The organism is Streptomyces sp. DT2A-34 (assembly GCF_030499515.1).
Taxonomy (GTDB): Bacteria; Actinomycetota; Actinomycetes; order Streptomycetales; family Streptomycetaceae; genus Streptomyces.
The window spans coordinates 8,324,908-8,349,764 of the sequence record NZ_JASTWJ010000001.1 but is presented as its reverse complement, the minus strand read 5'-3'; the positions used below and the strand labels follow the sequence as shown (position 1 = coordinate 8,349,764).

Sequence of the window (24,857 nt, the reverse complement as noted above, 5' to 3'; positions counted from 1 at the left end):
TCGGGTGGGTATGCAGCTCGATCGGCAGGTGCGTGCCGATCGCCGGCCGCATGCCGCCACCCCGGGCGGTCGCGGGCCGGCGGCCACCTGTCTTCGGCGATGGTGCGGATGTCGTTGCAGGGCGGGTGCATAGGATCGCCGGCATGGCACTGCGACCTGTTCATGTGATCATCAAGGCTCTTGATGCCTCGGCGGTCGGCCGGTTCTGGGCGGAGGCGCTCGGCTGGAGTGCCTACAGCCCCGGCGTGACCACCTACGTGGGACCCGGCGGCGGCCTCGTTTGGCCGGACCCGGTCGTCGTCGGCATCGACGTCGTTCCCGTCCCGGAACCCAAGACGACGACAAAGAACCGTGTGCACCTCGATCTCGCCACCACCTCTGCGGCGCATCAGGCGGAGCTGGTCGCGCGCCTGAAGGCTCTCGGTGCGGCGCCCGCCCACATGGGCCAGGGCGACGTGCCGTGGACGGTCCTCGCCGACCCGGAGGGCAACGAGTTCTGCGTGCTGGAGCCTCGGGAGGTCTACCGGGACACCGGGCCGATCGCCGCGGTGGTGGTCGACTGCGCGGATCCGCGGGCCATGGCCCGGTTCTGGGGTGAGGCGATGGACTGGGCGTTGCACGAGGTGACCGACGATCATGCGGTGCTGCGCTCCGCCAAGGGTGTCGGCCCGTTTCTCGAGTTCCTCCGCACGCCCGACGTGAAGACCGTGCCGGACCGCGTCCATCTCGACCTGCTGCCGTACCCCGGTGACGACAAGGCGGCGGAGGTGGCCCGGCTGCGAGCCCTCGGCGCCACCGACCTCGACCTCGGCCAGGGCGACGTCCCGTGGACATGCCTGACCGACCCGGAGGGCCACGAGTTCTGCGTCCTCGCGCCGTCCTGAAGCGGAGGTCGATTCGGTCAGTGCCCGGGGTTTCCGCCCTGCACAACGTCCTGGCCTCCCGACCGGAGCAGCCGGACACCGGGTCACAGGCTCGCAAGGAGGTCGTCGAGGGGCGCCGGTACCTGTTCGGGCTCCAGGGCCTCGACGAGGAGGTGGCCGTAGCGGATCTTGCGGCCCTTCTTCGTGCCGAGGAAGCGCCGCAACTGCTGCTGCCGGGGCCGGCCGTGCTGTGCGGGCTGGCGCAGGAAGGTCTGCCAGGCGCGCAGGTCGCCCTCGGTCCGGACGATCTCCTCGACCCTTGCCGTGCCCAGCGCGCGAATCAGCTCGTCCTCGAGGTCCCGCACGCACACGAAGAACGCCGAGTGCGACGCCGCCCGGACCCGCTTCAGGGCGCGGTCGTAGAAGCGCTGCTCGCCCTCGTCGCACAGTCCTGCCAGGCGCAGACCGAGGCCGGACGGCCCGAGAAGGCCGGCGTAACGGCCGACGCTCATCGCCCCGCCCATCGGCACGACGCACACCCCCTCGGCGGCCAGGTCCCGGCCACGCCGTGCGGCCAGCGCCTCGACGGCCGCGAGGTCACTCGGGCCTTCCAGCAGCACCGCCGTCCGCACCCTCAGCCGCACAGCCAGGTCACTCGCCGCCCCGCCGGGACCACCGGCCGCCCAGCCACGGACCTCGTCCCGGAACGCTCGCATGTCCGCCATGGAGCGAGTCTGCCCCTCCACCGACGACACGGCACGCACGATTCCGACGCGCCCGCGCGACCTGCCCGGGACCGTGTCACCTGGGCGGTAAAGACGCGGGCCGCTGCCGCTCGGACAGCGGCCCGCGCCGATCCGGCTACCTCTGCTTGATCCGCAGGAAGGTGATCGAGTTCGCCGGGAAGGTGTACGTGAACTCGTCCGCGACCCCCGAGAAAGTGGACGTCACCGGCGCGACCGGCGTCTCCGTCTCGCTGTTCACGGCGTTCGGGTCGGCGGACAGGGTCGTCACCCGGGCCTTGGACGCGACCTTCGCGCCGCCCAGGTCGATCGCGGTACGGGCCGCCGACGACTGGGCGTTGACGACCTTGACGATCAGGTCACCCGTCTTCGCGTCCTTGGTGACGACCTGGCGGAACGGCTCGGCCGGCTTGTCGTCGGTGAAGCTGCCCCACTCCTGGCCGTCGAGGTACAGGGTGACCTGGCGGCCGCGCACCTTGATGTCGATGTCGTAGGTGCGGCCCGTCTCGATCGTCCCGGCCTTGGAGATCAGCGTCGACTTGCCGCCGTCCACGGCCTGCTCGACGGCGGACTGGGTGTTGTTCCAGCCGCCCAGGTTCCACCAGTAGTAGTTGCCGGTGTCCTTGACGCCGAAGGCGACGAGGAAGCCCTCCTTGCCGGACTTCTTGGTGGCCTTCGCGTGCAGGTCGTAGTCGTGCCAGGTCGGGTCGCCGGCCGAGACCATCGTGTCCTCGGCGGCCGCGTCCGTCTGGACGTACTGCCCGTCCTGGATGCTCCAGCTGCCGCCGCCGGTGTGTGTCCACTTGGAGGCGTCACCGGAGAAGTCGTCGCTGAGCAGCGTCTTGCCGTCGGCGTCCGTGACCGACACATCGTCGTACGCCGCACTGGTCGCCCACGTCGACAGGCCGACCGCACCGGTGATCGGGCCCATCAGTGACGGCGTTCCGGTGGCCTTGGAGGGGACCACCCGGTCGCCGACGTTGTTCATGAACAGCTTCTGGACCTCGTAGTTGGCGGAGTTCCAGGAGGCGTGGTTGTTGAACCACACCATGTCGGGGCTCCACTGCACATAGTCCTCGTTGGCGAACAGCGGTGCGTAGGAGGCGAGTTTGACGACGTCGGCGTTGCGCTCCAGGCCGGTCATGAAGGCGGCTTCGGCGAGGCCGTTCTTGAAGGCGTTGCCCCAGGAGGCGTACTCGCCGAGGAAGACCTTCGGGCCGCTGCGGTCGTAGGAGTCGTAGCGGTCGTTGTTCTGCAGGAACCACTGCGGGCTGTTGTAGTAGTGCTCGTCGACCATGTCGACCTTGTTCTCACGGTTGAGCTGCCAGGCCGTGTCGAAGGTCTGACCCGCGTCGTCCGGACCGGAGTTGGAGACGACGGTGATCTCGGGGTACTTCGCCACGATGGCGGCGCGGAACTGCTTGAACCGGGCCATGAACTCGACCGGCAGGTTCTCCTCGTTGCCGACCCCGATGTGCGTGAGGTGGAAGGGCTTCGGGTGGCCCATCTGGGCCCGCTTCTTGCCCCAGGTCGAGGTCACCGGACCGTTGGCGAACTCGATGAGGTCGAGGGCGTCCTGGATGTGCCGCTTGAGCAGGGCCTCGTCGTCGACGGCCTTGTTCTGGCCGCAGCCGGTCACCAGGGCCGGGACGACGGGCAGCGGCATGGCGCCGATGTCCTCGGCGAAGCGGAAGTACTCGTAGTAGCCGAGTCCGTAGGACTGGTTGTAGCCCCAGAAGTTGGCGTTGGTGGCGCGCTCCTCGACCGGGCCGATGGTGTCCTTCCACTGGTAGGAGCGCTTGCGCTGCCAGTTGGAGGACTCGCTGTAGTCCTCCATGGAGTCCGTGTTGACCAGACAGCCGCCGGGGAAGCGCAGGAAGCCGGGGTGGAGGGCCGCGACCTTCTCGGCGAGGTCCTTGCGCAGGCCGTTGGGCTGGTTCTTGTACGTGTCGCGCGGGAAGAGGGACACCATGTCGAGGGCGGCCGCGGCGGAGGAGCCCACGGTGAGGCGGCCGTCGCTGCTGGTGCGGGTCGCGGTGAAGGTGGCGGTGTACTTGGCCCAGCCGCTCTTGGTCACGGCCACCTGGCGAGCGGTGGCGAGAGTGCCGTCGGCGTCCTGCAACGAGACGGTCAGGGTCGTACCGCTCTCGGCGCGGGCCCACACCGAGAAGTCGTACTTCTTGCCCGCCTCGACTCGGATGCCGGTGTTGTAGCCGGCGTTCGTGACGGACGAAGCGGCGCCCAGGGAAAGGTAGTTGCGGTTGCGCTCGTTGAGCCGGCCGGCATCGTTCACGACCTGTGCGGTGCCGTCGACCGTCCAGGAGGTGAGCGGCGTGTACGACCGGTTGTCGTCCGTGGAGTACTCGAAGGACCGGTTCTGCACGAGCTCGGCGTACAGACCGCCGTCCGCGGCCCGGTTGATGTCCTCGAAGAAGACGCCGTACATCGTGTCGTCGATCTTCGCGCCCTTGGTGGCGGGGTCGACGGTGATGGCGTAGTCGGTGACGTCCTCGGCGTGGGCGGGAGCCGGGACGAGACCGGCGGCCACCAGGAAGGCGGTCGCCGTCAGACCCAGTCTCCAACGGGTGCGCGTGCGTGACATGGATACTCCGCGGCTCGATGTTCGAAATATCAGACGCTGATCAGTACTTCGAACGGCAAGATAGGGAGGGGATCCAACTGCGTCAACAGGTCGCGCGGCATCGAAAGTGTCGGAAGAGCCGGAAGGGCCAAAAGGACCGGAGGAGAGGGACGGATGGGCGAGTTCTGGCCAGTACCGGATGCACTGACATATCTGGCCGGGAGTTGGCGGGTCGAGCGGTCCGTACGGGACCTCGCCGACGGGGCGGCCGGGGAGTTCTCCGGCACGACGGCCTTCGGTCCGCTGGAGGGCGGCGGACTGCTGCACCACGAGTCGGGCACGTTCGCCTGGCAGGGCGTGCCCCGGCCCGCCGAGCGGACGCTGCGTTTCCTGCCCGGCGCCGGGCGCGGCACGGCGGACGTACGGTTCGCCGACGGGCGGCCCTTCCACGACCTGGACCTGACGTCCGGGCGGTACACCGCCGATCACCCGTGCTCGGCGGACCTCTACCGGGGCGAGTTCACCGTCCTCGACGAGGACCACTGGCGGACGGTGTGGCGGGTGCGCGGCCCGGCCAAGGACCTCGTCCTCACCACCGACTACACGCGCGAGGACTGAGCCGGCGCCCCGTCGAAGCGGAGGTACCAGCGGCCCGCGCGGCCGGTCACGGTGGTCGTCGACAGCGGGCGTACGTCGATGTTCCAGTACGTGGCGGGCGGCGCCTTCAGCGCGTACACCAGGGCGGCACGGATCACGGACGGTTCGGCCACGGCGACGATACGGCCGCCGTCCTCCACGGGCCGGGTGTCGAGCCAGCCGCCGACCCGGCCGATGAACGCGATCAGCGACTCGCCGCCGTGCGGCGTGCCGCGCGGGTCGGCCAGCCAGGCGTCCACCGCCTCGGGTTCCCGGGCCATCGCCTCGCCGAGCGTGAGCCCGCGCCAGCGGCCCATGTCACAGTCGCGCAGGGCGAGTTGCACCAGCGGGGAGTATCCGAGGGCGTCGCCGGTGGCGCGGCTGCGCGGAGTCGGCGAGCAGTAGCGCAGCTCGGCCGCCGCGAGCGGCAGCAGGTCGTGCGCGACGCGCTGCACCTCGTCCCAGCCGGCCTGATCCAGCGGCCGGTCGTCCTCGAAGCGGTCGGCGAGCAGCGGGGAGCTGCGCGCGGCGGCGACGAACGTGACCCGAAGCGACATGCGGCGATGGTGTGTCGCGAAAGTGCGCAGGTCAAGAGGCGTTGTGCAGACGTGACCGAGGGTGGACGAAACCTTACTGCGGGGTCAGGACCAGGCGGACAAGTCGCTGGAAAACGGCTGTTGGACATTCAAGTACAGCCGCCGGAGGCAAGAAGACGGGGCAAGGGAAGCGGCAACTAGAAGGAAAGCGCCATCCATTGGTCCGGCTTCTCCAGCGGCGCGAACCCGAGCTTCTCGTAGACCCCGTGCGCGTCATGCGTGGCGAGCAGCATCCGCTTCAGCCCGTACGGCAGCAGCTCCTCGCGTACGGCCCCGACGAGCGCCGTCCCGATCCCCTTGCCGCGCACCGACGGGTCGACGTACACGTCACACAGCCACGCGAAGGTCGCCCGGTCGGTGACGACCCGGGCATACGCCACCTGCTCCCCCGAAACCGTCTCGTACACCCCGAAGTTCAGCGAACCCTCGATCGCCCGGCCCTGCTTCTCCCGCGCCCGCCCGATCGCCCAGTACGCGTCGGTGGACAGCCACTGGTGCACGCGCCCGGCGTCGATGCGGTGGGGGTCGGTCGAGATCTCGTAGCCGTCGGCGAGGGGCGGGGTATCGGTCATGCGACGAGATTCGCAGGCCGACGGCGGCGGCGTCGAGCGGTTTTCCCTGGTGGGCGGGGCATTGTCGGTGGCGGGTGCGATGCTGCGGACATGACTGGGAAGACGACTGCCGCGGACTACGCGTGGCTCGACGAGCAGTACGGGCATCTGATGGAGGCCTACTGCGTCACGCTGGTGGGCGGACTCAGCCCCGAGGCTCTCCTGAGGGAGTTGAAGGCCGAGCCGGAGCCCGGCCTCACGGGCGTGGACGCTTTGAACGAGCCCTGTTTCGACGCATGGGACCACTGGGAGGGCGACAGCTTGTTCGTCGGCGTCACGGCCGTCGGCGACTGGTCGCTGATGGTCGAGTTCAACGGCTTTCTGGGGATCACGACGGAGGTCGCGCTCCCGCTCTCGCGCGGACGCAGGGTGGTCTCCCACTTCCGCAACGTCAACGCGGTGGACCACTTCTACTGGTTCGAGGACGGCGACACGCGCCTGCACTTCGAGCCGCTGTTCCCGTTCGCCCGCGACGGCAGCCATGCCGACGAACTCCTCACGGAGATGCGGGAGTCGGGCTTCGACCTCCGGGAGAGCCGCGAGCGTGACTACCGCATGCACACGGAGGCCGCCTTCGCCCTGGCCGACCGCCTCACAGGCATACGCCTGACCCCGGAACTCTTCGCGTCCGCCCGCTTCACCTGCGGCATCGCCCCGGTACCCCGCGGCTAGGTCCTGCCGTTTGGATCATCCCGGCATCGCGGGGTCTGGCACGCGCATCTGCCGCGTTGTCGTCACTCGCCGACGCTCCGCGTCACCAACCTCTCCGGACAGCACACCTAGAGCACCTCGTCGCAAGCCGCCCGCAGCCGCCGTACCCCTTCCGTGATCTCGCCCGCCCCCGCCACCGCCGCGAAGCTCAACCGCACATGCCCGGCCGGCGGTTCCGCGCTGAAGTACGGGCGGCCTGGGGCGATCGCGACCCCCGCGCGCAGGGCGGCGGAGGTCAGTGCGGACTCGTCGGTTCCGTCGGGCAGGCGGAGCCACAGGTGGTAGCCGCCGGACGGGATGTGCGGGAGGGCGAGTTCGGGGAGGCCGAGGCGCAGGGCGGCCGTCATCGCGTCGCGGCGGGTCTTCAACTCGGCCGAGATCGCCCGCAGATGGCGCGGCCAGGCGGGTGAGCCCACGAGTTCGAGCGCGGCCTCCTGCAGGGGCCGGGGCACGAAGAAGGTGTCGACGACCTGGATGGCGCGCAGCCGCTCCAGCACGGGGCCACGGGCGGCGAGGGCGCTCAGCCGGAAGCTCGGTGAGGTCGCCTTGGTCAGGGACGAGACGTGGACGACGACGCCGTCGGGGTCGTCGGCGGCCAGCGGACGCGGCAGGGGCCCCGCGTCCTCGTGCACCAGCCGCCGTACGAAGTCGTCCTCGACGACGAAGGCACCGGCCTCGCACGCGATGCGCAGCACCTCGCCGCGCCGGTCGGGAGCGAGCAGCGCGCCGGTCGGGTTCTGGAACAGCGGCTGGCAGACGAAGACGCGGGCGCCCGTCGCCCGGAAGGCGTCGGCGAGCAGGGGCGGCCGTACACCGTCGGCGTCGACCGGGACGGGGACCGGCCGCAGACCGGACGCGCGGGCGATCGCCAGCATGCCCGGATAGGTGGGCGACTCGACCAGGACCGGCGCCCCCGGCGGGGCGAGTGCCCGCAGCGCGGTCGTCAGGGCCGACTGGCCGCCCGCGGTGATCAGCACCTCGGCGGCCGTGACGGCACCGCCCGGCCCGCCGATGCCGCGCGCGAACCACTCCCGCAGCTCCGGCAGCCCCTCCATCGGCGGTCGCCCCCACGCCCCGGGCCGACGGCCGGCCCGTGACAGCGCGGCGGCCATCGCGCGCTCCGGCTGCAACGACTGGTGCAGATAACCGCCGTTGAACTCGATCACGCCGGGCGGCGGAGCCGTGAGCGAGGCCAGTACGCCGGAGGCGTCCACCGAGCGGGGTACGAGTTCCGCGGCGGCGTCCGCACTGAGCGCCACCTCCTGCCAGGAGGTGTCCGCGACGGAGGCGGACGGCGCGTGCGGCTCGGCGCGGAAGGCTCCGGCGCCGGGCCGGGTCACCACCAGCCCCTCGGCGGCCAGCTGCGCCAGGGCACGGGAGACGGTCACCGGGCTCACCCGGAACCGCTCGACGAGGGCTCGGCTCGACGGGAGCTTTCCACCGGGAGAGTAGCGGTTCAGCTCTCGTCGCAGCTGATTCGCCAGTTCGTCGACACTGCTACGCTCCTGCATGGGAACAGAGAATAGCGCTACCGCTCCGAGCTCGATAGCAGTCACCACCCCGCCCACGCCAGGCGCCGCGACCGCTCCGTCGGCCACCCCAGCCGCTCCGACCGCCCCGGTCACCCCGGCCGGGACGCCGCTCCGCGGCACGCTCCAGGCCGCCCTCGGTGTCGCGGCCTTTTCCCTCACCTTCCCCGCCACCGCCTGGGGCCTTGAGGGCTTCGGCCCCTGGTCGCTGGTCGCCGTGCGCAGCGTGCTGGCCGCGCTGATCGCGGGCAGCTGTCTGCTCGCCGTGGGCGTGCCGCTCCCCGCCCGCCGGCACTGGGCGGGCCTCGCCGTGGTAGCCGGCGGAGTGGTCTTCGGCTTCCCCCTGTTCACCACACTCGCCCTCCAGACGTCCACCACCGCCCACGCCGCCGTCGTGGTGGGCCTGCTCCCGCTGACCACCGCCCTGTTCTCCGCCCTGCGCGTCGGTACCCGCCCCTCCCGCACGTTCTGGACGGCGGCGCTCGCGGGCGCGGCCGCGGTGGTCGCCTTCACCGTGCAGCAGAGCGGCGGCGCCCTGACCACGGCCGACCTGTACCTCTTCGCGGCGCTGCTGGTGTGCGCGGCCGGCTACACCGAGGGCGGCCGGCTGGCCCGCGTCATGCCGGGCTGGCAGGTGATCGGCTGGGCGCTGGTGCTGTGCCTGCCGCTGAGCGTGCCGGCCGCCGTGGTGGCGCTGTCGTACGAACCCGTGCACCTGACCTGGCACGGCGTGACCGGACTGCTGTGGGTCGCGGCCGGCTCGCAGTTCCTCGGCCTGGTCGTCTGGTACCGGGGCATGGCGGCGATCGGCATCCCGAAGGCCAGCCAGTTGCAGTTGGCCCAGCCCCTGCTCACACTGGTGTGGTCGGTGCTGCTGCTGGGCGAGCACCTGACAGTGGCCGCCCCGCTGACGGCCGCGGCGGTGCTCGTGTGCATCGCCGTGACCCAGCGCGCGCGTGGCTGAGCGGGCTGCCCGGACGACCCACCTCCAACCACCGCTCCACGCCGTAGACTCAAGGCCACGGACCGCTGCTCCCGCTCCTGGTGAGGAGGACCGACAGATGCGTGCAACCGTGGGCGACCAGCTTGTCCAGCACGGCAGGGTGGTCGGGCAACACGACAAGGTCGGCGAGATCGTCGAAGTCCTGGGCCAGGAGGGCAACCCTCCGTACCGCGTCCGTTTCGAGGACGGGCACGAGGGCCTGTGCTCCCCCGGCCCCGACACCGAGATCCGTCACAGGGACACGATGAAGTAACTCGGCGAGCAGATCAGCGCGGCGGAATCGCCGGCCGCCCGTAGTGGTCGGCGACCACCCGTGCCATCGCCCCGATCCGGTCCGTCGCCACGTCCTTGGCGGCGAAGTAGACGTGCCCGCGTGCCTCCGCGTGTTCCTTGGCCAGGGTGAGGTGCCGGGACAGCTCGGCCGGCTCCTGCCAGGCCGCGGGCTGCGCGGGATCACCGGCCTTGTAGAGCGCCTCGCCGAGGTACAGCTTCGTCCGGCTGCCCCGAGCCACCTCGGCCCACCAGGGCACGAGCTTGGCGTAGTCGGCGGCGGCGAAGTCGATGTTCCAGTACAGCTGCGGGCAGATGTAGTCGATCCAGCCCTCACGGACCCACTTGCGGGTGTCCGCGTACAGGTCGTCGTACGTCTGGACGCCCGCCCGCGAGTCGGAGCCGAGGGGGTCGGTGGCCGCGTTGCGCCACACGCCGAACGGGCTGATGCCGAACTCCGTGGCGGGCCGGATCTTCCTGATGCCGGCCGCCATCTCCTGGACCAGCTGGTCGATGTTGTCCCGCCGCCATTCGGCCCGGGTCGCGAAGCCGCCGCCGTAGCGGTCGTAGGCGTCGTTGTCGTCGAAGGTCTGGCCCGCCACCGGGTACGGGTAGAAGTAGTCGTCGAAGTGGACCGCGTCGACCCGGTACTTCTCCACCGCGTCGAGCATCGCCTTCTGCACGAACTCACGGACCTCGGGCAGCCCGGGGTTGTAGTAGAGCTTGCCGCCGTACGTCACCACCCAGTCGGGGTGCCGGCGAGCGGGGTGGGAGTCGGCCAGCCTGGTCGGGTCGGTGTGGTTGGCGATGCGGTACGGGTTGAACCAGGCGTGCAACTGCAGGCCGCGGGCGTGGGCCTCCTTCACGGCCGTGCCGAGCGGGTCCCAGCCGGGGTTCTCGCCCTGAGTGCCGGTGAGGACCTGCGACCACGGCTCGTACGGCGAGGGCCACAGGGCGTCGGCCGTGGGCCGTACCTGAAGGATGACCGTGTTCAGGCGGCTTTCGACCGCCGTGTCCAGGTGAGCGATCAGCTCGGCGCACTGTTCGTCGGCGGTCAGCCCCTGCTTGGAGGGCCAGTCCCGGTTCGCCACGGTCGCCACCCACATGCCGCGCATCTCGCGGGTCGCCCGTGGCCGGGCCGGCTTCGTCGTTCCGCCCGCCATGGCGGAACCGGCCGCCACCGCGCCTCCTCCCGCCACGAGCGCCGACAGGGCGGTCACCGAGAACGCCCGCCGCGAGATCCGCGGCTTCCGGTGCAGCATCTTCTTCGTACCTCCGTGTGCCGTGGTCAGGGGCCCACCCCGTGATAGATCCGTGCTTTCCGGATCGCGCCCTGCGTCAGCCTTTCATGAGGCACCCGAACGATCGATCATGTTTCGCCGAAGGTAACGTGCAGGTTTGGAGCAGGCGTCGAACAACGGCGGACCTGCCGCAGTCGTGGACCAGCGAAGGGGTCGATGTGACCGGCATCTCCGGAGATATTGCACGCGTCGGTGTGGTGGGCTGCGGCCAGATGGGAGCCGGCATCGCCGAGGTGTGCGCCCGCTCCGGTCTGGACGTGAAGGTCGCCGAGACCACCGGCGAAGCCCTGGAGATCGGCCGTACCCGGCTGTTCACTTCCCTGTCCAAGGCGGCCGAGCGCGGCAAGATCAGCGAGGAGGAGCGGGACGCCACGCAGGCACGGCTGTCCTTCACCACGGACCTCGGCGAGTTCGCCGACCGTGACCTGGTGATCGAGGCCGTCGTCGAGAACGAGCAGGTGAAGACCGAGATCTTCCAGGTGCTCGACCAGGTCGTGACCCGGCCGGACGCGATCCTGGCCTCCAACACCTCCTCGATCCCGCTGGTGAGGCTGGCGGTCGCCACCTCGCGCCCCGACCAGGTCGTCGGCATCCACTTCTTCAACCCGGCCCCGGTGCAGAAGCTCGTCGAGCTGATCCCGGCGCTCACCACCTCCGAGGGCACGCTGGCCCGTGCCCAGCAGTTCGCCGAGAAGCTGCTCGGCAAGCACGCCATCCGCGCCCAGGACCGCTCCGGCTTCGTGGTGAACGCGCTGCTGATCCCCTACCTCCTCTCCGCGATCCGGATGTTCGAGACGGGCATCGCCAGCCGCGAGGACATCGACAACGGCATGGAACTCGGCTGCGCCCACCCGATGGGCCCGCTGAAGCTGTCCGACCTGATCGGCCTGGACACGGTCGCCTCCGTGGCGCAGAGCATGTACGACGAGTTCAAGGAGCCGCTGTACGCCGCTCCCCCGCTGCTGCAGCGCATGGTCGACGCGGGCCGGCTCGGCCGTAAGACCGGCTCGGGCTTCTACACCTACGGCTGATTACAGACCGTCAGATTCCGGCCAAGTACACGGGCCCGGCACCGAGAAGGTGCCGGGCCCGCGCCATTCACACACCGTGTGCGCTCCGGGCTCGCATATGCCCCTCGCACACTCTCCCCACGGGCCCACCAGGCGAGTTCACTTTCCCTGCGCATGCCAGGGATTGAAGATGACTACGGAAAGGAGCGGACACGTGACCGCCGATCCCGAGCATCCCGTCGTCCAAGGAGAACTCGCAGAGTTACGACGTCGCCTCGACGTCGCCTACGCCCGCGTGGAGGGCGGGCTGGCTCTGCTCACGCACCGCACCGAGGAGACCGCCAAGGAGATCGACGAGTTGAACACCCGGATCCACACACTGGAACACACGCGCTGGCCGCTGCCCGCGGTCGCCGCCCTCACCGCCGTGGGTGCTCTCGTCGTGGCGATCTGGCAGGTCGTCGGGCGTTAGATCCGCAGAGCCGGGCCGTCACGTCAGGGCAGGACGTCCTGTCCGAGCCGGAGATGGTGCAGCAGCAGTAACGCGGCCGCCATGTTGGCGGCCGGGACCTCCCCACGGGCGACCATGTCGGGGACGAGCTTGAGCGGGACCCATTCCCGGCGGTCCGACTCGAAGTCGTCCACGGGGTGCCCGACGTACTCGCCCTCGTCGGCCCAGTAGATGTGGTGCCGGGCGTCGGTGAGCCCGTTGGAGGGCTCCACGCTCATGAGGTGGTGCAGGGGTCCCGGCCGCCAGCCGGTCTCCTCCTCGAGTTCCCTGGCGGCCGCGCGGACGATGTCCTCGCCGTCCTCGACGACGCCCGCCGCGAGTTCCCACCCCCAGCTGTCGGTGATGAAACGGTGGCGCCACAGGAGGAGGACCTCGTTGGCCTCGTTGACCACCGTGGCCACGGCGACCGGCCGCAGCCGTATGAGGAAGTGGTCCAGGTGCCGCCCGTCCGGCAGCTCCACGTCTGCCAGGTTGACGGTGAACCAGCGGTTTTCATACACAGTTTGTTCGTTCTGTTTCGTCCACTGCACGGTTCTGCCACCTTCCGTCGAGTAAGTGGCAATATCGCAGCAGGGACTATGAAGGTGTCTGTGTACGAGTACCAGCCTGCACCGGCCTAAAGCGGTACGCGCAGCGCCCCGTCGATGAGTTCGGCGGCCTCGGCCGTGCCCGCACAGCCGCTGCGCACCAGGTGTTCGCGTACCACCCGGAGTCTGTCGCGCAGGCGCTGGGACTCCATTCCGCGGGCCTGCTCGGCCATCTGCACCGCCGTGGCCACCGCCTTGTCGGCGTTGCCCTTGCGCAGCTCGATCGTGCTGAGCATGGCCAACCGGTGCACCCGGCCGCGGTCGTGGGCGGGATTGTCGACGGCTGCCGCGGCGTGCTCCCCGGCGGCCGCCAGCTCCCCGAGGCTGAGCAGCGCCTCCGCCACCTGGACGTTGACGAGTCCGGGCTGGACATAGCCCGTCTCGTCGGGTTCGTATCCGCGACGGATGCGTTCGGCGGCCTGCTCGGCACGCCGGATGCAGGACAGGGCGCTCGTGCCGTCGCCGAGGTGGGCGTACGCCTTCGCCTGCATCGCGTACAGGTCGGAGGCGAGCGCCGGGGTGATGTGCTTGCCGGCGGCCCGCAGTGCGGCCTCCGCGAAGGCGACGGCCTGCCGGAACTCCCGCATGAACAGCGCCTGGTTGACCAGCAGCGCGATCACATATGCGCCCAGCCCCCGGTCCCCGCTCGCCTTCGCGAGCCGCAGCGCCTGATGGAAGTACCGCTGGGCGAGTCCGTGCGCGTCGGAGTCGTACGCGCAGATCCCGGCGACGGCCACCAACCCGCCCGTGGCCCGGTGCAGTTGACGTCCCGTGGCATCGGTGTAGCTGCCGCGCAGCAGCGGCGCCGCCTCGGCGTTGAGGAAACCGACGATCCGGGTACGGGTCGCTATCCCGCCGGCCTTCCGGTACATCTGCTCGTAGTGGGCGCGCGCGGCACGCAGCATCTCGATGTCGGCAGGGGTGACCCGGTGCCGGCCGCCGCGCGACACGTCCACGTCCTCGGGCGGGTTCTCCCACTCCCACACCGGCATGACGGCAGGGGTGCCCGTGACCGCGGGCGCGCCCAGGATGTGGGGCCGCTGCTGCTCGTCGCAGCGCCACAGCGCGGTCGCCCGCTCCACGAAGCCGGACAGCGAGGTGGTGTGCGTGACCGACGGGTCGCCGGGCACGCCGAGTCCGATGTCGTCGAGCGTGACCGTACGGTGCAGCCGAGCGGCGAGCACCTCGCAGATCAGGTCGGGCACCTGACCGCGCGGCCGCTGCCCCTTCAACCACCGCGCCACGGCGGTGTGTTCGTATCTGAGCGCGAGCCCGCGCGCCCTCCCCGCCTGGTTCACGTGTGCGGCCAGCCCCGCGTGCGAGACCCCGGCCTCGTCCAGGATCGCGTCGAGCAGAGTATTGGGCTGCATAGAGGCCCCCCGGTGGCTCGGTGCCGACAGAGTAGTGCGAACCGCTTCACACGGGGTGTGAACGGAGTGCGCGAATCCGCAGCGTGCGCGCGCTGTTGCGGAGAGTTCCCAGCGGGTTGACTGAAATGCCTCGCAAGAGGCCGGCCGGGCCGCGGCTCCCCCTCGCACAATGCGGCGGCCCGCATCCGCGCCGTCCGCCCAGCTGCCTGCCCGACACTCCGTGGCTGGGCGGATGGCGACGGCGGCGCCGCGCTGGCTACGGCGGGCGACCAAAGGCCGTTGCACTAACGGTGGTTGGTCGGCTGCGGGTTCGTCGTGGTTGGTCGCGCCCCCAGGGGGTTGCAGGCAAGCCTCGTTCGATCGTTCCGTAGGACCAGTAGCGCTAGGTCGTCTGCCTGCTTTCCTCTCGTGTGGCGGATCAGCGCCGTGAAGAGGGTGCGCAGGATTGTCTGTGGAGTGATCGGGGCGTCGCGTACGGCGCCGATGAGGGCCGCCTGCAGGGAAAAGAACCGGCCTCGTGCGTCCCTCGCATCCTCGACACCGTCCGTGTACAGGACCAGGGCGTCGCCGGGGAGCAGGGAGCCGCAGGGCAGCGGGGCCAGATCGGCCGGGAGGGGGAACGGGCCCAGGGGTGGGAGGGGGTCGGCTCGGGCGACGGGCGCGACGCTGGTGCCACTCAGCAGATACGGCCAGGGGTGACCGCAGTTGAGGGCGGTGATCTCGCCGTCCCGCCCGATCTCCAGCAGCAGGACGGTGACGAACTCCTCGGCGACCGGGGTGTCGGGCTCCAAGCCGGACGCGGGGTGCTCGTCACGGGCCCGCTCCCGCAGGTGCCGGCCCAGGGCCCGCTCCAGCCTGCGCAGCACCCGGCCCAGGTCGGGTTCGTCGTGGACGGCCTCGCGGAAGCTGCCGAGGACTGCGGCGACGGTGCCCATGGCGGCGATGCCGTGGCCGCGTACGTCGCCCATCACCGCCCGTACGCCGTGCTCGGTGGCGATGACCTCGTACAGGTCACCGCCGACACAGGCACTGCGATCCGCGGAGAGCTGGGCGGCGGCGACGTTCAGCCCGTCGATGCGCGCGGGCAGCGGCCGCAGCAGCGCGCTCTGCGCGGCACCGGCGACCTCGCGGACCTGCCGCAGCTCACGCAGCAGGGCTTGTCTGACGTGCAGGATCAGACCAGTCCCCACGGCGAAGAAGACGGCGCTGGTGACGAGCCGGGCGCCGAGGCCGGCCTCCTGGGCGAGCGGACAGGTCAGCTTGTACGTGATCGCCATGGCACCCCAGGCGGTGGGCAGCCCCCACGCGAGCACCTTCCGGGGAACCCGACCCTTGATGCGGAACATGCCGATGGCCCCCCAATAGGCCCTGACAACGCAGAACGGACCGACCCCGAAAGGCCGGTCCGATTCTGTCGAGAGATGCCCCGGAAGTACCAGATCACCCAGAGAAGTCACCCTATTGAGTGAGGTGACTACAACGCGCCCCTCCAGGGGCGCGGGACTGTGTCGATATGCGGCTCCGCCGCGTGGGCGCGAGCAACCACGAACAACCCGCAGCCGCCAAACAACCGCAGTCCCCCGCCCCTTGGGCGAACTAGCCCCTCAGAACAGCTCCCGTACGCTCGCCCGCGAGGGCAACCGCAGCATCCCGAGCCGCCGAAGCCTCATCAACGGTCAGCGTCCGGTCACCCGCACGGAAGCGCAACGCATACGCGAGCGACTTCTTCCCGTCACCGAGCTGCTCATCATTCACGTACACGTCGAACAGCCGGATCGCCTCAAGGAGTTCACCCGCCCCGTCACGAAGCGCGGCCTCGACCTCCGCGGCCGGCACCGGCTTGTCCACCACGAGGGCGACATCCTGCGTGGCGACGGGGAACGTGGAGATGCTCGGCGCCTGAGGCGTACCGTCGCCGACCTGCTCCAGCGCGTCCAGGTCCAGCTCCATCGCACAGGTGCGCGCAGGCAGACCGAGCGCCTTGAGCACCCTCGGGTGCAGCTCACCGGCGTGCCCGATGACCCGCTCGGCGCCCTCCACGGTGATCGCCAGCGCAGCGCACCGCCCCGGGTGCCACGGCCCGTACTGTCCGGCCCGCACGATCAGCTCGGCCCCGGCTTCCCGCGCCACGACACGCGCCGCCTCGACCGCGTCCGCCCACCCGGCCGGACGGCCACCGCCCCACCAGCCGGCCTGCTCACGGGCACCGGCGAGAACGGCGGCCACGTGCCGCGGCTGCTCGGGCAGCACGGCGTTCAGCGCGGCGATCTCCTCGTCGGTCGGGCGACGGTCGACCGGCAGATGCCCGGCGACGCGCTGCTCCTCACGCGGCTGGAAGACCAGGCCCGTCTCGAACAGCGCCAGGTCGTGCGAGCCGCGCCCGTCGTTGCGCCGCAGCGCACCGAGCAGCCCCGGCAGCAGCGACGTACGCAGCGCGGGCTCCTCGTCGTTGAGCGGGTTGACCAGCTTGACGACGCGGCGGGCCGGGTCGTCGGCCGCCAGGCCGAGCTGGTCGAAGACCTGCTCGCTGACGAAGGGGTAGTTCGGCGCCTCGACATAGCCCGCACCGGCCAGCGCGCGGCCGACCCGGCGGTGCAGCCGCTGGCGGTGGGTCAGGCCACGGCCGGACGGCGGCTTGGGCAGCGTGGAGGGCAGGTTCTCGTAGCCCTCCAGGCGGATGACCTCTTCGGCCAGGTCGTTCGGCTCAAGGAGGTCGGGCCGCCAGGACGGCACGGTGACGATCAGCTCGTCCTGCCCGTACACGTCGCAGCCGATCTCCTGGAGTCGCCGTACGACGGTCTCGCGGCCGTACACGACGCCCGCCACCTTGTCCGGGTGGTCGGCCGGGGTGGTGATGGTGTGCGGCCCGGACGGCGTGACGACCTCGGTGACGCCCGCCTCCGCCGTGCCGCCCGCCAGCAGCACCAGCAGATCCACCGTCCGCTGCGCCGCCGCGGCGGCGGCCGCCGGGTCGACGCCGCGCTCGAAGCGGCGGGACGCCTCCGACGAGAGCTTGTGGCGGCGGGCCGTACGGGCGATGGCGACCTGGTCGAAGTGGGCGGCCTCGATGACGACGTCGGTGGTCGCGTTCTCCACGTCGTCGTGGTCGGCGATCTCCGTGTTGGCGCCGCCCATGACGCCCGCGAGGCCGATGGGGCCGCGCTCGTCGGTGATGACCAGGTCCTCGGCGTGCAGCTTGCGCTCGACGCCGTCGAGGGTGACGAGCTTCTCGCCCTCGGCCGCACGGCGTACGCCGATCGTGCCCTGGACCAGGTTGCGGTCGTAGGCGTGCAGCGGCTGGCCGAGCTCCATCATCACGTAGTTCGTGACGTCGACGGCGAGCGAGATCGGGCGCATGCCGACCTTCTGCAGACGGCGCTGCAGCCAGATCGGGGAGCGCGCCTCGGAGCTGAGGCCGGTCACCGTGCGGGCGGTGAAGCGGTCGCAGCCGAGCGGGTCGGAGACCTGGACCGGGTAGCCGAAGGCGTTCGGGCCGGGGACGTCGAGCAGGGCCGGGTCGCGCAGGGGGAGGCCGTAGGCGATGGCGGTCTCGCGGGCGACGCCGCGGATGGACAGGCAGTCGCCGCGGTTGGCGGTGACGGCGATGTCCAGGACCTCGTCGACCAGCTCCAGGAGCTCGATGGCGTCCTTGCCGACCTCGGTCTCGGGCGGCAGCACGATGATGCCGTGGGTGCCGTCGTCGCCCATGCCCAGCTCGCTGGTGGAGCAGATCATGCCGTGCGAGACGCGGCCGTAGGTCTTGCGCGCGGCGATCGCGAAGCCGCCGGGCAGCACGGCGCCGGGGAGGACGACCACGACCTTGTCGCCGACCTGGAAGTTGCGGGCGCCGCAGATGAGTTCCTGGGGCTCGCCGGTGCCGTTGGCCTGGCCGACGTCGACGGTGCAGAAGCGGATCGGCTTCTTGAACTCGGTCAGCTCCTCGATGGTCAGCACCTGGCCGACGACGAGCGGGCCCTTGAGGTCGGCGCCGAGGTGCTCGACGCTCTCGACCTCGAGACCGGCCGAAATGAGCTTGGCCTGGACGTCACGGCCGGTTTCGGTCGCCGGCAGGTCGACGTACTCCCGCAGCCAAGAAAGCGGGACCCGCATCAGATCTCCATCCCGAACGGCCGGGTGAACCGGACGTCACCCTCGACCATGTCTCGCATGTCTTCGACGTTGTGGCGGAACATCAGCATCCGCTCGATGCCGAACCCGAAGGCGAAGCCGCTGTACTTCTCCGGGTCGACGCCGCAGGCGGTGAGCACCCGCGGGTTGACCATGCCGCAGCCGCCGAGCTCGATCCAGCCCTCGGAGGAGCAGGTACGGCAGGGCCGGTCGGGGTTGCCGACGGACTCGCCGCGGCAGACGTAGCACACCATGTCCATCTCGGCGGACGGCTCGGTGAACGGGAAGAAGTTCGGCCGCAGCCGGGTCTTCATGCCCTCGCCGAACAGGGACTGGACCATGTGGTCCAGGGTGCCCTTGAGGTCGGCCATGGTCAGGCCCTCGTCGACGGCGAGCAGCTCGACCTGGTGGAAGACGGGGGTGTGGGTGGCGTCCAGCTCGTCGGTGCGGTACACGCGGCCGGGACAGATCACGTAGACCGGCAGCTCGCGGTCGAGCAGGGAGCGGATCTGCACGGGCGAGGTGTGGGTGCGCAGCACGACGCCGGACTCGGTGCCGCCGCCCTGGCCCTGCACGAAGAACGTGTCGGCCTCGCCGCGCGCGGGGTGGTCCGGGCCGATGTTGAGGGCGTCGAAGTTGAACCACTCGGCCTCGACCTGCGGGCCCTCGGCGACCTCGTAGCCCATGGCCACGAAGATGTCCTCGATGCGCTCGGAGAGCGTGGTGAGCGGGTGGCGGGCGCCGGCCGGTACGCGGTCGTACGGCAGCGTGACGTCCACGGCCTCCTCGACCAGCACCCGCTGGTCACGCTCGGCCTCCAGCTCGGCCTGGCGGGCGGCGAGACCCTTGTTGACGGCGCCGCGGGCCTGGCCGACGAGTTTTCCGGCGGCGGCCTTGGCGTGCGGGGGCAGGGCGCCGATCTCGCGGTTGGCGAGGGCCAGCGGGGAGGTGCCGCCGGTGTGGGCGGTCTTGGCCTCCTGGAGCGCGTCGAGGGAGTCCGCGGCGGCGAAGGCGGCGAGCGCCTCGTCCCGCATGCGCTCGATCTCTTCCGGTTTCAACGCCTCGACCTCTACAGGGTCGTACGACTTATTCGGTGCCGACATCTCTTCCCGTGCTTCCGATTGGCTGGCGGATGGTCCCCGTGACCGGCTCTGCGTCGCTCGGAGGGCCGTGTGCAGGACACAAAGGTGCCAAAGGCCGAGTCTAACGGGGTTGAGGTAGGCGAATGCGCCCGTGGGGCTCGGTCCGGATCTCAGGTGAGATACGCCGGTGCCGCCACGGGCAACGTAAATCGGAACTGCGCGCCGCCGCCGGGGGCGCGGCCGACCTCGACAGCGCCGCCGTGCGCCTCGACGATGCCCTTGACGATGTAGAGCCCGAGGCCCGTGCCGCCGCGCTTGCTGCCCCGCCAGAAGCGGGTGAAGACGCGGTTCATGGACTCCTCCGGGATGCCGGGCCCCTCGTCGCTCACCGTGACCGACGTGCCGGTGTCCTCCCCCTCGCGTGGGGACGCCGTGGCCGTGATGTCAATGGTGACCGTTCCGTCGCCGTGCCGCACGGCATTTTCGATGAGGTTGCTGAGCACCTGGTCGATCTTGTCGGGGTCGGCCCACAGGTCGGGCAGCGGCTGCTCGACGCGGAGCAGGAAGCGGTCGGCGGGCTGGCCGGCGGCGACGTACGCCTGGATGTGCCGCCCCACGGCCGCGCCGATGTCGACGGGCTGGCGGCGCACCTCCAGCCTCCCGCTGTCGATCCGTGAGATGTCGAGCAGCTCGGCGATGAGCCGGGTGACCCGGTCGGCGTCGGCGTCGACGGTCTCCAGCATGAGCCGCTTCTGGTCGTCGGTGAACCGTTCCCACTTGGCCAGCAGGGTGGCGGTGAAGCCCTTGACGGAGGTGAGCGGAGAGCGCAGCTCGTGGGCGACGGTGGCGATCAGCTCGGCGTGGCTGCGCTCGGTGCGGCGACGGGCCTCGGTGTCGCGCAGGGAGACGACGACGCGGCATACGGGGCCGGTGGGCTCGCTACGGACGTACCGCACCGAGACGAGCACCTCGCGCCCGCCGGGAAGGAGGAGATTGCGCTCAGGCTGCAGCCGGCGAATGGCGAGCCCGCCGTACGGATCGGTCAGCTGCCACCAGCGCCGCCCCTCCAGGTCCTCTAACGGCAGGGCCTTCTCCAGCCGCTGCCCGAGGGCGTCGGCGGCGGGGACGGCGGTGATGCGCTCGGCGGCGGCGTTGAAGCAGATGACGTGCCCGTGCTCGTCGGCGACGACGAGGCCGTCGGGCAGATCGTCGGGATCGAACCCGAGCTCGGCGACATCACCGGGCCGGGACGCGGACGGCCGCCGCGTCTCTTGTGCCCCCGGCGCGCTGCTCGTGCCGACACTCATCCCCGTACCCCACCTCTCACGACGGCTTTGGGGCCCCGAGCTGGTCACCCTACTAGCTCTCGGTGACGGTGCGGCACCCTCCGGAGGCGCGCTGTGCACGGGCCGACGCGTAGAGACATACGGCGGCGGCGGTGGCGAGGTTCAGGCTCTCGGCCTTCCCGTGGATCGGGACGCGCACGACGGCGTCGGCCAGCGCGCGGGTCTCCTCCGGGAGCCCCCAGGCCTCGTTGCCGAACACCCAGGCGGTCGGCCCGCCCATGCTCCCCTTGTCCAGCTCGTCGTCGAGGTCGTCCGTCCCCGCCCCGTCGGCGGCGAGAATCCGTACCCCGGCGTCCTGGAGCCCGGCCACGGCCCGTTCCACGGGCACCCCGACGGCGACGGGGAGGTGGAACAGCGACCCCACGGAGGCGCGTACGGCCTTGGGGTTGTAGAGATCGACGGAGGCATCGGTGAGTACGACGGCCTCGGCCCCGGCGGCATCGGCGCACCGCAGCACGGTGCCGGCGTTCCCCGGGTCCCGCACATGGGCGAGTACGGCGACCAGCTTGGGCCGGGCGGCGAGGATCTCCTCGAAGGGGGTGTCGATGAACCGGCAGACACCGACGAGCCCCTGCGGTGTGACGGTGGTGGAGATGTCGGCGATCACCTGCTCTCCGGCCAGGTGCACTCGGGCGCCCGCGGCGCGGGCCTCGCCGATGATGTCGGCGTACCGCTCGGCGGCGTCGAGCGTGGCGAACAGCTCCACCAGAGTGTCCTGGTGCCCGGCCGCCTCCCGTACAGCCTGCGGTCCCTCGGCCAGGAACAGCCGCTCCTTGCCCCGGAAGTTCCGCTTGGCGAGCCGCCGGGCGGCGGAGACGCGGGAAGAGCGGGGGGAGATCAGCTCGGGGGCGCCGGAAGGCATGGGGCTCACTTTCAAAGGATCTTTCCGCCAACACAACGGACCCGCAGGTAGATCCCACGGGTCCGTTCAGTCACGTCGGTCAAGCCGAGCGCAGCGGTCACGCAGCCTTCGGCGCGTTGACGTCGCTCGGCAGCGCCTTCTGGGCGACCTCGACGAGTGCGGCGAACGCGTTGGCGTCGTTGACGGCCAGCTCGGCCAGGATCTTGCGGTCGACCTCGATGTTCGCGGCCTTCAGACCCTGGATGAAGCGGTTGTACGTGATGCCGTTGGCGCGGGCAGCGGCGTTGATGCGCTGGATCCACAGCTGGCGGAAGTCACCCTTGCGCTTCTTGCGGTCGTTGTAGTTGTAGACCAGCGAGTGGGTGACCTGCTCCTTGGCCTTGCGGTACAGACGCGAACGCTGACCGCGGTAGCCGGAAGCCTGCTCGAGGATCGCCCGGCGCTTCTTGTGGGCGTTGACTGCCCGCTTGACGCGTGCCACTTGTTAACTCCTTGTAGCGGGGCCGTGGTTGGACTCACACGACCCGGTATCGATTGGGTCCCGGTCAGAGATCAGGCGCGAAGGTCGAGGCGATTCGATCCGCGCCCGACGTCACTTGCCGAGAAGCTTCTTGATCTTCGCGGCGTCGCCCGGGGCCATTTCGGCGTTGCCGGTCAGGCGACGCGTCACGCGGGACGACTTGTGCTCGAGCAGGTGGCGCTTGCCGGCGCGCTCGCGGAGCACCTTGCCGGAGCCGGTGATCTTGAAGCGCTTGCTGGCACCGCTGTGCGACTTGTTCTTCGGCATAGCGCCGTTCTCTCCTCGTAGATGGCGCTCCGATGCCCGGTCGTGAAACCGGGCACTATGGAGCGTCGCTCTTGTATCGGTTACGTCCTGGGGACTTTCGTCCCCCGGGATCACGCCTCGGCGGAAGCCTCGGCAGAAGCCTCGGTCTCCACGACGTCCTCGGACTCCACGGCGTCCTCGGACTCCGCGGCGTTCTGCGACTTGCCGGGGTTGGCCTTCGCATCGGCCTTGCGGGCTTCCTGCGCCTGGCGGGCCTCGGCCATCGCCTCGGTCTTCTTCTTGTGCGGACCGAGAACCATGATCATGTTTCGGCCGTCCTGCTTCGGGTTCGACTCTACGAACCCGAGGTCCTCGACGTCCGTCGCGAGACGCTGCAGCAGTCGGTAGCCCAGCTCGGGCCGGGACTGCTCGCGACCACGGAACATGATCGTGATCTTGACCTTGTCGCCCTGCTTGAGGAACCGGACGACGTGACCCTTCTTGGTGTCATAGTCGTGCGGGTCGATCTTCGGCCGGAGCTTCATCTCCTTGATGACCGTGTGCGCCTGGTTCTTGCGCGCCTCACGGGCCTTCATGGCCGACTCGTACTTGAACTTCCCGTAGTCCATGAGCTTGCACACGGGCGGACGGGCGTTCGCCGCGACCTCGACCAGGTCCAGGTCGTACTCCTGCGCAAGCTCCAGTGCCTTGGCCAGGGGGACGATGCCCACCTGCTCGCCACTGGGACCGACAAGTCGCACCTCGGGAACGCGAATCCGGTCGTTGATGCGGGGCTCGGCGCTGATGGATCCTCCTCGGTTAGCACCACACGGCGGTCTGGCGGACAGCCGCGTATGTCTTCTTTCGTAAGACCAACCGCGCCGAGGCACAAAAAATGCCCCGGACGATCACAGGCGGGGCTCCAGAACACTACCGGAGCACCGCGCGATGATCGCGGGGCGCGATTCGGGCGACTCCATCGTCCGTACGGAACGATGGTGGCCGCCTGACCGGGTGACCCGCCGTCCCGGGGGACGGTCAGGTGGGAAGTCGGAGCCTCCACTTGTTGGGCTGGGCAGTAGCTGTCCAGCCGGTCATTACACAAGGTTAGCAGCTACCCGGGGGTGGTGCTAATCCGCGTACACCGGGGCCTATCGTGTGGGACATGAGTGACACCCCTGCTGAGCCCTCCGAGGCTCCCGACTTCGACGACATGACCCGCGACATCGCCGAGGTCCCGGCCGTCGAGGTGATCGTGACGGTCGCCGTCAACCTGATGAGCGCCGCCGCGGTGAAGCTCGGCCTGACCGAGGAGGGCGAGAAGCACAAGGACCTGGACGAGGCCCGCAAGCTGGTGCACGCCCTCGCCGGTCTGCTCGACGCGAGCGCCACCGAGATCAGCTCCTTCCACGCGGCTCCGCTGCGTGACGGCCTGAAGTCGCTCCAGCTGGCGTTCCGCGAGGCGTCGATCGTCCCGGACGAGCCGGGCCAGGGGCCGGGCGAGAAGTACACCGGCCCGGTCTACGGCTAGCTCATCCCCGTACGTACAGGGGCTCGCCCGGTGGCGTCGCCTCAGCCGGCAGCAGTGCCAGGTCGAGGCCGCGCACCAGGCGGGCCCTCAGTGTTTCGTCGGCGGCGAGGCGCTCCGCCACCGCCCGGGCGGCCCGGGCCGGGGGTGCGGCCGGGTTCAGCACGAGGGCGAGGGTGCCGTCGGCCTGACCGGGCCCGAGGTGGGCGCGCAGGACCGAGGGCTCGGCGGCGACGGCGGCGCGTACGGCCGCCACGACCGCCGGGTCGGCGAGCGGGTCGGTCGTCGTACGGCCCTCGGCGAGCGCGAGCAGGGCGCGCCCCGTCAGCTCGTACGGCACCGGGCCGGCCATGTCCAGCACGATCGTGTCCGCCTTCTCGTGCGCCGCGGCCTGCAGGGCCTGGTGCAGGGGTACGGCCACGGGGCGGGCCGCCGGGTCCCAGCGGGCGAGCGAGTCGGTGGACGTGAAGGCAGGCAGGGCGGTGCGAGCGCCGGCCTTGAGGGTCGGTACGGCCATCTCGCTGGTCTTCTCGTGGCGCAGGCCGTTCTCGTCCTCCTCGACCTCGCCGAGCACGGCCACGACGGGGACGAGCAGCCGGGCGCCCTTGAGCGCCTCGAGCACGGGTCCCTCGGCGGTGCGGTCCTCGGCCCAGGCGGCGAGCGCCGCGCTCAACCGGGGGTCGGCGGTGCCGTCGTCGTCGGAGAAGAGGGAGTCGGGAATGTTCTTGTTCGCCACGGTCACCGACCCTATCGGGGGGATGCTGCTGCGCTTGTGCGGGCCCGGAAACCCCGCTGTGACACCTTTCACCGGAATCTCAGATTT

The 24,857-nt window shown here is 70.5% G+C and carries 25 protein-coding genes; 8 read left to right on the top strand and 17 right to left on the bottom strand.

All coding sequences use genetic code 11. The features are described 5' to 3' along the window. The first annotated feature begins 143 nt into the window (after nucleotides 1-143). Nucleotides 144-884 carry a VOC family protein gene (locus QQM39_RS37290; protein ID WP_302002017.1) on the top strand — a complete coding sequence of 247 codons (741 nt, stop codon included), beginning with the start codon at nucleotides 144-146 and terminating at the stop codon, nucleotides 882-884. An 83-nt stretch (nucleotides 885-967) separates the two neighbouring features. Here QQM39_RS37290 and QQM39_RS37285 read toward each other — a convergent pair whose 3' ends face one another. Beyond that, nucleotides 968-1,588, bottom strand: coding sequence for a TOPRIM nucleotidyl transferase/hydrolase domain-containing protein (locus tag QQM39_RS37285; RefSeq protein WP_302002016.1), 621 nt, complete (start codon nucleotides 1,586-1,588; stop codon nucleotides 968-970). Between the two features lie 136 nt (nucleotides 1,589-1,724). Then, complete coding sequence (locus QQM39_RS37280; protein WP_302002014.1) at nucleotides 1,725-4,208, bottom strand: alpha-L-arabinofuranosidase C-terminal domain-containing protein; 2,484 nt, start codon at nucleotides 4,206-4,208, stop codon at nucleotides 1,725-1,727. A gap of 153 nt (nucleotides 4,209-4,361) precedes the next feature. Between QQM39_RS37280 and QQM39_RS37275 the strand changes: the two genes are divergently transcribed. Further along, nucleotides 4,362-4,805 carry a DUF6314 family protein gene (locus QQM39_RS37275; protein WP_302002012.1) on the top strand — a complete coding sequence of 148 codons (444 nt, stop codon included), beginning with the start codon at nucleotides 4,362-4,364 and terminating at the stop codon, nucleotides 4,803-4,805. Here QQM39_RS37275 and QQM39_RS37270 read toward each other — a convergent pair. After that, entirely contained in the window at nucleotides 4,787-5,380 is a 594-nt protein-coding gene (locus QQM39_RS37270) for a histidine phosphatase family protein (protein ID WP_302002011.1), read from the bottom strand. The two genes, QQM39_RS37275 and QQM39_RS37270, sit on opposite strands and share 19 nt — an antisense overlap. A gap of 176 nt (nucleotides 5,381-5,556) precedes the next feature. Continuing rightward, on the bottom strand, nucleotides 5,557-5,991 hold the full coding sequence (locus tag QQM39_RS37265; RefSeq protein WP_302002010.1) for a GNAT family N-acetyltransferase: 435 nt from the start codon (nucleotides 5,989-5,991) through the stop codon (nucleotides 5,557-5,559). A gap of 90 nt (nucleotides 5,992-6,081) precedes the next feature. On the opposite strand from QQM39_RS37265, the gene QQM39_RS37260 reads away from it, so the two are divergent. Further along, nucleotides 6,082-6,702 (top strand): DUF6461 domain-containing protein, encoded by a 621-nt coding sequence (locus QQM39_RS37260; protein ID WP_302002008.1) that lies wholly within the window; start codon nucleotides 6,082-6,084, stop codon nucleotides 6,700-6,702. 107 nt (nucleotides 6,703-6,809) lie between these two features. Here the strand turns inward: QQM39_RS37260 and QQM39_RS37255 are convergent, their stop codons facing one another. Further along, entirely contained in the window at nucleotides 6,810-8,252 is a 1,443-nt protein-coding gene (locus QQM39_RS37255) for a PLP-dependent aminotransferase family protein (RefSeq protein WP_302002005.1), read from the bottom strand. On the opposite strand from QQM39_RS37255, the gene QQM39_RS37250 reads away from it, so the two are divergent. Together QQM39_RS37250 and QQM39_RS37245 are read left to right on the top strand one after the other, a co-directional pair. Further along, nucleotides 8,251-9,234 carry a DMT family transporter gene (locus tag QQM39_RS37250; RefSeq protein ID WP_302002004.1) on the top strand — a complete coding sequence of 328 codons (984 nt, stop codon included), beginning with the start codon at nucleotides 8,251-8,253 and terminating at the stop codon, nucleotides 9,232-9,234. The genes QQM39_RS37255 and QQM39_RS37250 overlap by 2 nt on opposite strands. Nucleotides 9,235-9,331: 97 nt before the next feature. Continuing rightward, entirely contained in the window at nucleotides 9,332-9,526 is a 195-nt protein-coding gene (locus tag QQM39_RS37245) for a DUF1918 domain-containing protein (RefSeq protein WP_302002002.1), read from the top strand. Nucleotides 9,527-9,539: 13 nt separating this feature from the next. Here the strand turns inward: QQM39_RS37245 and QQM39_RS37240 are convergent, their stop codons facing one another. Beyond that, a complete protein-coding gene (locus QQM39_RS37240) occupies nucleotides 9,540-10,805 on the bottom strand; it encodes a glycoside hydrolase family 10 protein (protein WP_302002001.1) in 1,266 nt (421 codons plus the stop codon). A 197-nt stretch (nucleotides 10,806-11,002) separates the two neighbouring features. On the opposite strand from QQM39_RS37240, the gene QQM39_RS37235 reads away from it, so the two are divergent. Together QQM39_RS37235 and QQM39_RS37230 are read left to right on the top strand one after the other, a co-directional pair. Continuing rightward, complete coding sequence (locus QQM39_RS37235; RefSeq protein WP_302002000.1) at nucleotides 11,003-11,875, top strand: 3-hydroxybutyryl-CoA dehydrogenase; 873 nt, start codon at nucleotides 11,003-11,005, stop codon at nucleotides 11,873-11,875. Between the two features lie 193 nt (nucleotides 11,876-12,068). Beyond that, the gene (locus QQM39_RS37230) at nucleotides 12,069-12,326 is read left to right on the top strand and encodes a hypothetical protein (protein WP_302001999.1); all 258 of its coding nucleotides are present in this window, start codon (nucleotides 12,069-12,071) and stop codon (nucleotides 12,324-12,326) included. Nucleotides 12,327-12,349: 23 nt separating this feature from the next. Here the strand turns inward: QQM39_RS37230 and QQM39_RS37225 are convergent, their stop codons facing one another. The 10 genes from QQM39_RS37225 to infC form a co-directional block, all read right to left on the bottom strand. Beyond that, on the bottom strand, nucleotides 12,350-12,895 hold the full coding sequence (locus tag QQM39_RS37225; RefSeq protein WP_030054968.1) for an NUDIX hydrolase: 546 nt from the start codon (nucleotides 12,893-12,895) through the stop codon (nucleotides 12,350-12,352). An 86-nt stretch (nucleotides 12,896-12,981) separates the two neighbouring features. Next, a complete protein-coding gene (locus QQM39_RS37220) occupies nucleotides 12,982-14,322 on the bottom strand; it encodes a transcriptional regulator (RefSeq protein WP_302001997.1) in 1,341 nt (446 codons plus the stop codon). 284 nt (nucleotides 14,323-14,606) lie between these two features. Next, nucleotides 14,607-15,668, bottom strand: a complete 1,062-nt coding sequence (locus QQM39_RS37215) for a PP2C family protein-serine/threonine phosphatase (RefSeq protein WP_302001996.1) — start codon at nucleotides 15,666-15,668, stop codon at nucleotides 14,607-14,609. A gap of 250 nt (nucleotides 15,669-15,918) precedes the next feature. After that, a complete protein-coding gene (gene pheT / locus QQM39_RS37210) occupies nucleotides 15,919-18,432 on the bottom strand; it encodes a phenylalanine--tRNA ligase subunit beta (protein WP_302001994.1) in 2,514 nt (837 codons plus the stop codon). After that, the gene (gene pheS / locus QQM39_RS37205) at nucleotides 18,432-19,553 is read right to left on the bottom strand and encodes a phenylalanine--tRNA ligase subunit alpha (protein WP_302001993.1); all 1,122 of its coding nucleotides are present in this window, start codon (nucleotides 19,551-19,553) and stop codon (nucleotides 18,432-18,434) included. Before pheS ends, pheT begins: the two co-directional genes overlap by 1 nt. Before the next feature lie 149 nt (nucleotides 19,554-19,702). After that, nucleotides 19,703-20,839 (bottom strand): ATP-binding protein, encoded by a 1,137-nt coding sequence (locus QQM39_RS37200; RefSeq protein ID WP_302001992.1) that lies wholly within the window; start codon nucleotides 20,837-20,839, stop codon nucleotides 19,703-19,705. A 52-nt stretch (nucleotides 20,840-20,891) separates the two neighbouring features. After that, on the bottom strand, nucleotides 20,892-21,740 hold the full coding sequence (locus QQM39_RS37195) for an RNA methyltransferase (RefSeq protein ID WP_302001990.1): 849 nt from the start codon (nucleotides 21,738-21,740) through the stop codon (nucleotides 20,892-20,894). Between the two features lie 97 nt (nucleotides 21,741-21,837). Continuing rightward, entirely contained in the window at nucleotides 21,838-22,221 is a 384-nt protein-coding gene (gene rplT / locus QQM39_RS37190; protein ID WP_016642495.1) for a 50S ribosomal protein L20, read from the bottom strand. 111 nt (nucleotides 22,222-22,332) lie between these two features. Continuing rightward, nucleotides 22,333-22,527 carry a 50S ribosomal protein L35 gene (gene rpmI, locus QQM39_RS37185; RefSeq protein ID WP_003977225.1) on the bottom strand — a complete coding sequence of 65 codons (195 nt, stop codon included), beginning with the start codon at nucleotides 22,525-22,527 and terminating at the stop codon, nucleotides 22,333-22,335. Between the two features lie 110 nt (nucleotides 22,528-22,637). Beyond that, the gene (gene infC / locus QQM39_RS37180) at nucleotides 22,638-23,312 is read right to left on the bottom strand and encodes a translation initiation factor IF-3 (RefSeq protein ID WP_302003866.1); all 675 of its coding nucleotides are present in this window, start codon (nucleotides 23,310-23,312) and stop codon (nucleotides 22,638-22,640) included. Between the two features lie 359 nt (nucleotides 23,313-23,671). Between infC and QQM39_RS37175 the strand changes: the two genes are divergently transcribed. Further along, a complete protein-coding gene (locus tag QQM39_RS37175; RefSeq protein ID WP_302001985.1) occupies nucleotides 23,672-24,037 on the top strand; it encodes a DUF1844 domain-containing protein in 366 nt (121 codons plus the stop codon). Nucleotide 24,038: 1 nt separating this feature from the next. On the opposite strand, the gene QQM39_RS37170 is transcribed toward QQM39_RS37175, so the two are convergent. Next, a complete protein-coding gene (locus tag QQM39_RS37170) occupies nucleotides 24,039-24,770 on the bottom strand; it encodes an SseB family protein (RefSeq protein ID WP_302001984.1) in 732 nt (243 codons plus the stop codon). Nucleotides 24,771-24,857 lie beyond the last annotated feature (87 nt).